The sequence below is a fragment of the Acidimicrobiia bacterium genome, assembly GCA_035471805.1.
Classification (GTDB): domain Bacteria; phylum Actinomycetota; class Acidimicrobiia; order Spongiisociales; family JAHEDJ01; genus JAHEDJ01.
In genome coordinates this window covers 1-11,462 of sequence record DATIPS010000032.1, presented here as the reverse complement: position 1 = coordinate 11,462, position 11,462 = coordinate 1, and the positions used below count along the sequence as shown (strand labels likewise).

At 63.7% G+C, this 11,462-nt stretch carries 10 protein-coding genes; 5 read left to right on the top strand and 5 right to left on the bottom strand.

The genetic code is table 11. The features are described from left to right. Together VLT15_07500 and VLT15_07495 are read left to right on the top strand one after the other, a co-directional pair. The coding region (locus VLT15_07500; GenBank protein HSR45059.1) for a sensor histidine kinase at positions 1 to 1,079 on the top strand (1,079 nt) is incomplete at its 5' end. Next, positions 1,070 to 1,717: a response regulator transcription factor gene (locus tag VLT15_07495; protein HSR45058.1), complete on the top strand. Its 648-nt coding sequence runs from the start codon at positions 1,070 to 1,072 to the stop codon at positions 1,715 to 1,717. The genes VLT15_07500 and VLT15_07495, both read left to right, overlap by 10 nt. Before the next feature lie 915 nt (positions 1,718 to 2,632). Here VLT15_07495 and VLT15_07490 read toward each other — a convergent pair. From VLT15_07490 to VLT15_07475, 4 genes are all read right to left on the bottom strand, one after another. Beyond that, on the bottom strand, positions 2,633 to 2,854 hold the full coding sequence (locus VLT15_07490; GenBank protein HSR45057.1) for a CopG family transcriptional regulator: 222 nt from the start codon (positions 2,852 to 2,854) through the stop codon (positions 2,633 to 2,635). A 177-nt stretch (positions 2,855 to 3,031) separates the two neighbouring features. Then, a complete protein-coding gene (locus tag VLT15_07485) occupies positions 3,032 to 3,277 on the bottom strand; it encodes a hypothetical protein (GenBank protein ID HSR45056.1) in 246 nt (81 codons plus the stop codon). A gap of 122 nt (positions 3,278 to 3,399) precedes the next feature. Continuing rightward, a complete protein-coding gene (locus tag VLT15_07480; GenBank protein ID HSR45055.1) occupies positions 3,400 to 4,101 on the bottom strand; it encodes a hypothetical protein in 702 nt (233 codons plus the stop codon). A gap of 375 nt (positions 4,102 to 4,476) precedes the next feature. Beyond that, positions 4,477 to 5,136 (bottom strand): vWA domain-containing protein, encoded by a 660-nt coding sequence (locus VLT15_07475; protein ID HSR45054.1) that lies wholly within the window; start codon positions 5,134 to 5,136, stop codon positions 4,477 to 4,479. A gap of 116 nt (positions 5,137 to 5,252) precedes the next feature. Between VLT15_07475 and VLT15_07470 the strand changes: the two genes are divergently transcribed. Then, positions 5,253 to 5,717 carry a helix-turn-helix domain-containing protein gene (locus VLT15_07470; GenBank protein HSR45053.1) on the top strand — a complete coding sequence of 155 codons (465 nt, stop codon included), beginning with the start codon at positions 5,253 to 5,255 and terminating at the stop codon, positions 5,715 to 5,717. Between the two features lie 376 nt (positions 5,718 to 6,093). On the opposite strand, the gene VLT15_07465 is transcribed toward VLT15_07470, so the two are convergent. Beyond that, positions 6,094 to 8,823: an MMPL family transporter gene (locus VLT15_07465; GenBank protein ID HSR45052.1), complete on the bottom strand. Its 2,730-nt coding sequence runs from the start codon at positions 8,821 to 8,823 to the stop codon at positions 6,094 to 6,096. A 1,191-nt stretch (positions 8,824 to 10,014) separates the two neighbouring features. On the opposite strand from VLT15_07465, the gene VLT15_07460 reads away from it, so the two are divergent. Further along, complete coding sequence (locus VLT15_07460) at positions 10,015 to 11,085, top strand: calcium/sodium antiporter (protein HSR45051.1); 1,071 nt, start codon at positions 10,015 to 10,017, stop codon at positions 11,083 to 11,085. Between the two features lie 167 nt (positions 11,086 to 11,252). Next, a partial coding sequence (locus tag VLT15_07455; GenBank protein HSR45050.1) for a hypothetical protein occupies positions 11,253 to 11,462 on the top strand: 210 nt, incomplete at its 3' end.

Below are 11,462 nucleotides of genomic sequence, written 5' to 3'. Positions count from 1 at the left end.
TGGCTCTGGTGCTGGCGTTCCTGGAACCCCTCGTCGGCTTCGGGGAATCCGGAGGCAAGGCAGTGCTGATGATCGAACGCCTGGCGCTGATTGCCTTCCCGGCAGCCCTCGTCGTCGGCATCGTGCGGTCCCGACTCGATCAGGCAAGGGTGGGAGATCTGGCTCTGGCTTTGGAGGACGCAATCACTTCCACCGAGTTGGAGGCAAGGATCGGTGAGGCGATGGGGGATCCGACGGCGCGTCTCGTGTTCTTGAGCGAGCGCGGTGACGGCCTCATCGATACTCGAGGTAGGACGATTCATGTCGGCGCGGACAGATCACAGGCGGTGATCCGGGCCGGCGATGGGACTGACATTGGCGCAATTGTCTACGACCCGGCGGTCGATGAGACCCTGGCAGCTTCCGTCTCGGCCGCCGCGACCTTGGCGGTGCGCAATGAGGGCCTTCGCGCTGAACTGCGACGGCATCTGCTCGAAGTGGAGCGCTCGAGGGAGCGGATTGCCGAGGCCGCCATGGATGAGCGGCGGCGTATCGAACGGGATCTGCACGATGGTGCCCAGCAGGGTCTGCTGGCATTGGGAGCGCGTCTCGGCTCAATACGCGGCAAGGCGGACGGTGAGATGGGGAGACTTCTCGATGAGGCGATCGAGGATCTTCGGTCGACGGTAGACAGCCTGCGTGATCTCGCACGTGGAGTGCATCCGCCAATCCTCACCGATAGGGGCCTGGCGCCCGCCATCGAAACACTCGCCGAGCGCTCACCGGTCCCAGTGCATGTCGACGTTGAACCGGACCGGTTTCGTCCCGCCGTTGAGGCGGCTGCGTATTTCCTGGTGGCTGAGGCTCTGACCAACGCGGCTCGACATGCCAGGGCGACATCTGTCAGGATCGCAGCGTTCTGCATGGATGGGTGGCTGCATGTCGAGGTATCCGACGATGGAGACGGGGGCGCCGAAATGAACGGCGGCACCGGGCTTCAGGGTCTACAGGATCGAGTCGAGGCGGTCGGGGGACAGATGCAGGTCAGCAGCCCACTCGGTGAGGGAACGACGCTGAGAGCGAAACTGCCATGCGAGTGATGCTCGCTGAAGATTCGGTGCTTTTCAGGCAGGGCTTGGCCAGGCTGCTCGAGGATGGCGGGGTCGAGATCACCGCCGCGGTCGGCGACGCCGAAGCGCTCATCCGCAGGATCAGAGCAGATCAGCCGGACGTGGCGATCGTTGACATCCGTATGCCTCCCACCCACACCACCGAAGGAATCCAAGCTGCAGTCGAGATCCGCTCAGCATTTCCCGCCGTCGGCGTCCTCGTCCTGTCCCAACACGTCGAAACCGAGTATGCCGTCGAGTTACTTCGTGACACGCGCGGGAGGGTCGGTTACCTGCTCAAAGACCGTGTGACCGATCCCGGGGAGATTCTCGACGCAATACGCAGAATCTGCGAGGGCGAGACGGTCGTGGACTCCAACCTGGTGGCACGGCTCCTCGGTCGACGCCGTCAATCGTCTCCCCTCGACTCACTGACCAAGCGTGAACGTGAGGTCCTTGCTGCGATGGCCGAGGGACGTACCAACCAGGGAATCGCAGAAGCGCTCTTCATGAGCGCCAAGACTGTTGAGACCCACACCCGGTCGATATTCCAGAAACTCGATCTGCTTCCAGGAGATGACTACCACAGAAGAGTCGTTGCGGCCGTCACCTGGCTACGCGAGCAGTAGCTCCCAGCGACCCAGTTGAGCCGGGTTCAATGGTCCGATGAGCACGCCATCGAGGCCACTGGGGAGCCTTCGTGACCAGGGTTTAGGTCGAGATGCTGGTCATCGACTGCGAGGACGAAGAGGACGGCATGTCGGTGGTCGGGTGAGACTCCGGCTCGGCCGGGTCCCGCAAGATGCTGCAGAATCTCGAGTGGGTCGCCGGCTACAACGTGCTCCGTGCGCCCCGACCCGCCCCGCTCCGTTGTCGAAAAGCCCACCTCGGGGGCCTGCAGGAGCGAACGTCACCGGGTGGCGATACAGCCGACATGCCAGTAGAAGCCCTGCCAGGAATAGCGTCTACCTGGGGGAGGCGGATTCCCCAGAAAGCGTCACTTCGAAAAAGACGCCTCTATGGCAAAGCGTGACTCCGAGAAAGACGCCTCTGGGGAAAAGCGTCCGCCGGGGTAGGCGAGGTTCGGGGGCCACAACTCTGCAGCCCCCGCTAGACCTCAGGCCGGGGCGGACGTGACCGTTTGCGAGACCCGCAGCCGATCGAACGGTCGCCTAACCGAGTAGATCGGCACTTCCGCGAGTGGCTAGCTCAGATTGCGGAGGCGCAGACTCCGAACCCGATCGAAGTCGCTTTGATTGCGAGTAGCGAGGCCTAGCCCGTTTTCGATTGCGGTTGCAGCGATGAGGGCGTCGGGGAGCCGAATGCCGCTCTCTCGGCGAATACGTCCGGCTCGTTCTGCCACTGCGCGTTCAACAGGAATCTCGCGAAACGGTGCCAAGAGTGTGCTCACAAGGTCCGAAGCGGTATTACCTGCGAAGAGTTCAGCTCGGGTGATTACCGAGTAGTACAACCGGTGTTTGCCGGGTGAGAGTAGGTGGGCGCCTCTGAGGTGATCGATGAAGACGTCGGTATCGACGAGTATGTCAGCCACGGTCCCATTCATCTCGGCTAGGCACGGTGGCGTCGTGTGCTGCTCCGAAAGTTGCCGCAAGCGCCATTGCCGGATCGGGATGCTCGCCCTCGAGGTAGACGTCGAGGGCGCGGCGGATGATCTCGGCCATCGTTACGCCTTTGGCTTCAGCGAGGGCGTCGATTTGTTTACGCTGTTCATCGGTCAGATAAACCTGGGTACGAGTTGCTGACATACAGCACACTATACAGCATTAAGGGATCGGGATCAACAATGTGACCTTCGCCTTTGCGGAGGAGCGTCACTCCCGGGTTGACGATCCGACCGAAAAGCGTCTACCTGGTGGATAAGGCTCAACAAGAAGGCGATGCTGATGGATGGCCGATTGATCCGTGTGTTCTCCCCGGGTGGGCTACAGGTAGAACCCGGCGTGGAGGTTGTCTTCGTCGATGGGGGTTTCCTCGACCGGCTTTTCCATTGTGGCCTTGAGTTTCTGGGTTTCGACGGTCATGTTCTGGAAGATGGCCTGGACCGCAGCTTTGGTTTCTTCGTCGGCGTGGGCGGCTAGCACCGCCACGGCGTTGGACAGGTGGCGGATTCCGATGGAGATGGTCTTGATGAGCTGTGCAGTCGCGATTGCTGCTCTGGTGTTGTTCATTTGTCTCCTAACTGGCCTTGTGTCGGTGGTCGTGTCCTTGTAACAGTTCCCGCCCTGGTCCGGCCGGTTCCTGGACTCGCCGGTCGCCTGAGCGAGCTGCGATGTTGTTTCGCGTTGGGTGTTTAGGGTTTGGCGCCGAGTTCGAAACGGACGGGGATGCCGTAGTGTTCGAGCAGCGACTGGAGCCGGGCTTCGGTGGTGACTGCTCCGGACCGGAACGCCTCCCGGAGGAGTAGCAACACGAGCTTGGGATGTTCCTCGGCGGGGAGTTCCAGTGCCGTTTCCGGCATCGGCATCCCGTGTACGGTTCCGCCGGTCGGCCTCCGGTACAGCGTGTAGGCGACCCGGTGCCGGTCCATCCAGTCCAGCGCCTCACCGAGGTCCGGCATCAGTTCCTCGACAAGAGCGGTTCCCACCGTCTCGACGAAAGAGCGTTCCACCGAAAGGGTGAACCGCACCGTCGGTTCGCCGAGCAGGGCCGCCACTGCGGGTCCGCTGTTCTCCCCGGTGATTACCAGGTCACCGAACGGGTCGACGCTGGCCTCGAGCCGGCTCCGGACCGGGCCGTCGCCGACCGACAGGGTGAGAGTTTGCACGGTATGCCCGCCCGCCGCCCGTCGGAAACGACCGTCCGGCCACACGCCGGCCCCGCATCCTGCACAACCGAGCGGCGGGTCGTCCAACCCCACCACGCAACCTCCAAGAGTCACGGTGCCCGCTTCCGACGCTTCCCACAGCTCCGGGCCCGGCAGCCCGTATATCTGTTCCACCACACGGTTGCCTCCACACGCCGGACACTCGACCGACCTGTCCCACTCACTCATAGCCGTCCTCCACACTCCGTCGGACCGGTCAACACCATCAAAGGTGCCCCCGGTTGATCGATCCGATTCCCGCTCACTCCTACAAAGTAAGGGGTAGGTGTGACATTTCTTCTCGGAAGGGCCTTTCGGCAAATCCCAGGAAGCTGGAGCCTCTTCGCATAATCTGACCGGCGGATTAGTTATGCGGGGTTTCTTCTCTATTACTGAAGATAACGCCCGTGCTGTGGGAGCTTCACCGGAGGTGGCACAGTCACCGGCGGAAACCTGAAGGTACATCCGACTACGACACCGTAGCTGCAGGCCCGATAGTGAACAGGATCGGTGGGGGCCCGTGCGGGCCCCCACACTGCGTATCTACGCAGCAGCACGTCCCTCTCAGTTGCCCCGGCGCCGTTTGAGGAACTCTGCTTCGTCCATTGCTCTGCGTGCCTTGTCTTTGGCCCGGTGCGCCGAGGTCGAGTAGGAGAGGTCCTTCCACATCTGCTTCGACCCTTCGGGCGACGCAGCCCAGTCACCAGAGTTGGCTTGTGAGAAGGCCATGGTGCGGCCTTCGGCGTAGGCGTCCTGGTTGGCTCCCAGGAACACGAACACCCAGCCGCGGCTGCGGCGGGTTTCGATCAGGTCGAAGATCATCTGCCGGGAGTATTCCCGGGAGGCGTTCTCGTATCCGTCGGTGACGATCAACACCACCTGATCTTCTTCGGGTGCGCCAACCTCGGAGTAGGCGGCGGAGTCGGCGTCGATCTTGGCGATCATCCGCCCGATGGCGTCGAAGAGGGGAGTGGAACCCCGGGGTCGGTATTCGGAGCGGTCGAGGTCGGTCACCTCGCGGAGGTCGACCCCGCTGATGAGCACTTCGAAGGGGTCCTGGGAGTCGAACTGGGCCAGGGTCACCCGGACCCTGCCTTCCACTTGTCTCTGTTCGGCCAGGTACTCGTTGAAACCTCCAACGATGTCGTCGGCGATGGACGCCATCGACCCGGAACGGTCGAGGACGACAGAGATGTGAATCGGCGACTGGGATGGTGCGGACATGACTGCCTCCTTGTGGCTGAGCGGACCCTGCGCCGGGAGCGACGCTGACAGTGATGATATCACACTAATAGCGTAGAATCTACTCCTACGGAGTAGGTTTGGGGTAGTGTGAGCTGATGGAGATACCCGCCAAGCCGTCCCGCAACCGCCGCCGCTATTCAGAAGCGGTCGGCCGGGCGATCAAACTGTTGCGCACCGAACAGGGTGTGGAACGCAAGGAACTGGCCGACCGGGCCGGCATCTCCTACTCCTATCTGGCCGAGATCGAGAACGGCAACAAACCGCCCTCATCGTCGGTGCTGGTCGTGTTGGCCGAAGCGCTCGGTCTCCGACCCCACCAGATCCACGCCGCCGCCGACAACCTGACCGAACGCCGCCAAGGGCAGACGATGCTGTTGTCCCCTCAGCAAAGATCCCCCGAAATGGGTTTCAGTGAACGGGTATCGGCAATGAGGGCAGCGCCGGCCAACTTCGATCGTCCGTCCGACCAACGACGCCGGCTGATCGGACTGCTCGACGAGCTCTCCGAACAGGACCTCGAGCTACTGATCGACCTGGCACAAAGGTTGAAATCCAGGTAGACGCTTCGTGGAGAAAGCGTCTAGCCGGGGGGCGCATATTGCCGGATCGGCTCGGAATGGAGTCGGCGAGATCACCTATTAGCCCGGTGTTATGCACTCCTCTGTAGATGGGGGCGGGGTCCGCTACGCCGGCAATGGTGACGAAATCGGGGCGGTGATCGCCGCCATCGCTGCGGCGTCGGGCAGAGGTCAAACAGTGTGGATGCGATTGGTCCCAGAGTGGCCAGCGCAATCGGAACGCAGCGAACGCGGAGGTGCCGATCCAGGGCACTTCGTCGATTGGCGTGGTGGGTGCCTCGAGTTGCGCTGTCAGGATCCCATCCCGTGGCCATTCGAGAATCTCCGAGTAAATCGCCACTACGCAAGGCGGGGCGGTCTAGGCGGTTCCCGGGTCGCGGGTGACCAGCATCAACAGCGAGGGCAGCACCAGCAGCGAAGCCGCCAGCGCCATGGCGATCATCACCGCCGTCAGTAGCCCGTACGAGGCGAACATCGGCATAGGCGCCAGGGCGAGGATGGCGAAACCGATGATCGACGACGCCGCCGACGCCGCCAGCGCTCCACCGGTGCCGGTCCCGGCGGCCTCCAGCGCCTCGAGCCGTGTCCGGGCCGTCGCCATCTCCTGCCGGTAGCGCATGGTGAAGTGGATGGCGAAGTCGATCCCGATCCCGATCGAAATCGCCCCGATGGTGGCGGTCACCACGTTGACCCCGTAGCCGGCCAGGAACATGAAACCGTACAGCCAGGCCACCACCAGCAGGATCGGGACGATGCTCACCAACGCGTAGCGGAGGGAGCGCATGAACAAGGCCGCCACGAGCAGACACAGAACCACCGAGATGGGCAGGGCGATCATCAGTGAACGAAGGATGGCCCTCAGCTGTTCATCGCGGGTGATCGGACTGCCGGTCAGGGTGACGTCGGCGTCGGGATCGACGGACCGCAGTTCCGTCTCCAGGTCCGAGATCAGGGGTTCCAGGGTGTCTCTGGCTCGGGTGATGTTCTCCTGCGAGCGGCTCCCTACGAGGCCGATTTGGAGGACGGTCGCCTGCAGGGTCCCCTCTTTGTCCTGCCACACGCTCGTGCGCACCGCATCGGGAGTGGCGGCCAGGCGGCCCTGGTCGAGGGGGATCCCGGCCAGCCGGGTGAATCCGGTGACGGCAGCCAGCTGCTCGGCCGTGTCCGGGTAGCCGTCCCCGTCTTCGTCGGTCACCTGAACGCCGGTGGCCGCCTGGATCGCTCCGATGGCGAACGGGTTCTCCATAACATCTTCGAGCACGGGGAGAATCCCTCCCCGCACGTCGGTGTCGCCGTCGACGGCTTTCGCCAGTGAAGGCTCGTCGAGTCCTGCCACCGCGGCCACGAAGGTGCCGAGGGCAGCGATCGAGGCCGGGTCGTTGAGGTTGCCCTCGATGTAGATGACCGCCGGTTCGCCCGCCTGTTCACCTCCATGCTCGTCGAGCTTGTCGAGGCTGACGACGAAGTCGGTGTCGGAGGCAAAGAAGTCGACCACGTCGAACCTCGCTTCGATCTGGAGGGCGTAGTAGACGGCCACGCCGGTGAAGCCCAAGATGACGGGAAGGAGAACGGCTCGGCGCAATGCTACGCCCACAATGGCCCGGCCGATCTGGGGCGAACCGGACCCGGCCACGCTTTGTGTCGCTGCTGCGGTTTCCTCGGTGGCGGTCTTGCGGCTTTCGATCAGATATGGCACCAGCAGGAAGGCGACCAGGTACACGGCCAGCATGGCAACGCCGACGGGTGGCGACAGGAACACCATGAACAGCACTACCGCCATGGCACCGGAGGCCGCCAGGCCGATGGCGTTGGCTCCCAGGAAGCGTCCCATCCGGGTCGGAGGTCGGGGGACCACCCTGTCTTCCACACGTGCCAACACCAGTGGGGTGATGAGGCCCAGCACCACGAACGCTCCGGTCAGGGCGAGGGCCGTGGCGATGCCGAACTGGATGATCGACTCGAGGGGTGAGGTCACGTTGGAGAGGAAGGCCGCCGAGTCGCTCGCCAGGGCCAGCGTGAGGGCACCCACCACGGCTCCCAACCCAAGCGCCAGCGCCGGACGGGGAGCGTGGCCGGTGGAACGCTCTTCCCGGTAGCGGCCGATGGCGTGGAAGGCGAAGTCGATCCCGAAAGAGATCATGGCGATCGGCACGATGAGGTCGAGCGTCAGGTCCGACTTGAGGCCGATCAGGTTCGACAGGCCCTTCAACCAGATGATCAGAGCCGCCAGCGCCGCACCGCAGATCGCCACTGCCCAGTAGGAGCGGAACACAGCCCCCACCACCAGCAGCACCGCCAGGATCGTGAAACCGATGAAAGGCCCCGCCGCTGCTCCCTGCTCGCCGCTGGTCAGGTTGACGTCGATGGCTATGCCCCACACCTGATTGTGCACTTCGTCGCCGCGCAGGAGGGTCTGCAGATTGCGGGCGAACTCCTCCTTGTCGGTGTCCCCGCCCAGCCTGATCTCCTGTCCGCCTCCGCCTAGGGCTTCGTTGTCGGCTACTACCGAGGTCAAGATCGCCGGTGACATCCACCGTCCGGTGCTGTTGTCGGCCGCCACCGACAGACCCAAGAAGTTCCTGCCGTGCAAGTCGACCAGCAGGTCGATAGCCTCTGCGACCTCGGCATCCGCGGCGGCGGCGAGTCCGCTCCGACCCTGGGTGCGCAGCAGGGCATCGACGGCGTCGGCGAGGCTGTAGATCCCATCGATCTGCGCGTCCAGGTCGGGGTCGTAGTAGGACAAGAGTTTCGGCCCTACATCAGGGTCGGCGCGCAGCGCGGCGGCATTGTCCAGCAACTCCAGCAGAGGCTCACGGGTCAAAACGTTGCCGTCCCGGGCTTCCACTATGAAACCGGCCCCGTAGACATTCGAGGCGAACCGGTCGTTGACTAGATCCTGGGCCGAGAGCACCTCTCCGCGCGGGTCCTGGGAGGCGGTCTCGTCCGGGGCCATAGTCAGGAACGGCACCGCCAACAGAGCGGTGGCCACCACCGCCGCGAGTATCGAAACTTCGGAGTGTCGCTCGACGAACGAAGCCAAACGTTTCCCCACCGACGAAGAGTCGGCGGCCGGACGGTCGCCTTCCATTTGATATCCCCGATTGCCGTAGTCCGATCATACGACCAGATAGTCCCAGCGACTAGGGGGCAAACCGCGCCGGCCTGAGTAGCGTCGATGCGAACCTGACGCGTCGTACACTGAGCAGTGGCGGGTGCCGAGTCGGTGTTGCTTGCCGCAATGCGCCGGGCCGACGCACACAGGGCGGCATTCGGGGCGGCAGACGTGCGCGCCGCCTCCGCTGGCCTGGGTGTCGAGGCTGCCCTGCTCGGGCCCCGGTTGGCCCTAGAGGACGGGAAGCCGTCAAAGGTGTTGTCCTGGGCTGAACGGGCGCGATCGGCCGCACAGCGGACGCGGCCGGTGCTACCCGGAACGGACGCCCGGCAGCGCGAACTCCTCACCCAGTACCGGCAGGTGTCGGATCGCATCCGAGGCGTCATCGGCGGGGCTGCGCTGCTGTCTATAAGCATCACCGCCATGGCAGCGCTTTGTGCGAATAGCGTCCACCCAGGAAAGACGGATCCCCTGGACGAAAGCGTGACGATTACGCGGACACCTTGGCACCAGGTGACCCATGGCACTTCCGAAAGCGACCCACCTCGAACGAGCGATATGGGTGGAGTTGATCTGCCCCGGCCGTTTCTGAACCGACACCGGAGAAGTCTGAGGTAGCGCAGAATGCCGGTTATCTCTCGCTTGGGTGCGCTCGATAACGTTCCGGGTGGTGGGTGATCTGCGTCGCTCCCCATGGCCTGGGCTGTCGGTACGGGCGTTGACCTCCAACGTCGTTCGGATGTTGCGGGTCCAAGCTGAGTCAGGTGTTGAGTCGAGGATCTTCGCCAGTGGGTGCGACTTGTATCTCCTCCAGCGGGTGCGGTTTGCTTTCAGTCGTGCAGTGGCTACTCGGCTGATACGTCGCAAGACTGCTGGCACACCTGATAGGCGTCGCGAAACGGCGTTCATGGTGGTCGGTAAGGTCCCGCTCAAATCCATCCGGCAAGGTCCTCGCGCCTGGTGCTGTCGAAGTGGCTCACGTCAATGGTGGACGGGTCGCTGAGCCCCGCTAGCATGCCCAACTGCCTGAGGGGAGTATCTCGGCAGGCGCTGCCGACAACACGGGGAAACCCCGGTGGCGCCGCCCGAAGCGGGTGAGAGAGACCTCCGGCTCCGATTCTGGAGTTGTGTGGAGGTACTCATGTCAGATATAGGTCGGTTTCGTTGATGGACGTGACCCAGCTTTTGTCGTTCCTCGGCGGCCTTGCCCTGCTGGTGGTAGGCGCCGAGCTGCTGGTGAGAGGTGCCTCGCGGCTGGCCGTGTCGTTCGGGATCTCGCCGCTCGTGGTGGGGTTGACCGTGGTGGCGTTCGGTACCAGCTCCCCTGAGTTTGCGGTGAGCCTCGGCTCGGCGCTGGGAGGCGATGCCGACATCGCCCTCGGCAACGTGATCGGTTCCAACATCTTCAATGTCCTGTTCATACTGGGCGTGTCGGCGTTGATCGTGCCGTTGGTCGTGAAATCGCAGCTGGTGCGTTTCGACGTCCCGGTCATGGTCGGTGCCTCGGTGCTGCTGGTCGTCCTCTGCCTCGACGGGCGGCTCGGGCGTTTCGACGGCATCGTCTTGTTCGGGCTCCTGATCGTCTACCTGGTGGTCCTGGTCCGCAAGAGCCGGCGCGAGACGACCGAAGGGACCGCCGACTTCGAAGCCGAGTACTCCGAGACCCGGCCCGGTTCCCTGGTCAATGGGGTCCTGATCCTGGTCGGTCTGGGGATGCTGGTGGTCGGGTCGAACCTGTTACTTGACGCCGCCGTCGCCTTCGCCGAACAGTTGGGGGTGAGCGACCTGGTGATCGGCCTCACCCTGGTCGCGGCCGGAACCTCACTTCCCGAGGTTGCCACATCGGTCCTCGCCGCAGTTCGCGGTGAGCGGGACATCGCGGTGGGAAACGTGGTGGGGTCGAACGTGTTCAACATTTTGGGGGTGCTCGGCGCCAGCGCCGTCGCGGCTCCTGACGGGGTCCAGGTAGCCGAGGGGGCGATCGTCTTCGACCTGCCGGTGATGCTGGCGGTGATAGTGGCCTGTCTTCCCATCTTTCTCACCGGGCACCTGATAGCCCGCTGGGAGGGGACGGTCTTCGTCGGGTACTACGTCGCGTATACCGCCTACCTGATCCTGGCCGCCACCGAGCACGACGCCCTCAGCCCATTCTCCCGAGTGATGCTCTGGTTCGTCATCCCGCTGACGATCGTGACCATCGTCACCTCCGTGGTGCAGGCCCGGCGGTCGCCAGCCTGACCCGGGAGCCCTACCCCGATCACCAGTACCGAGCAGAAACGCGCACCTCGCCGAACCCGGGTGCCGAGACCTTTTCCATAGGGCCGGGCTGGGAGAACCGTCATGGCGCAGACGGCATCCACGGAAAGCGTCACTTCGACAAAGATGCCTCAATGGGAGGGCGTTCGATGCCTCCGATTCGTCTGCTAGGGACGGGTTGGGGTGAACTGGCGACTTCGTTGGTGGTGGTCGTCGCGGTTCCTGTCATTGGGTGGGCTGTTCAGCAAGCACCGGCCAGTGTCGCCCTTTGGTGGGCAGTCGGTATCTTGCTCCCAGTTCATATGGCGATGATGCTCGCCTTTGAACTTCCGGATATTGAGTCCGATACCGCAGCCGGC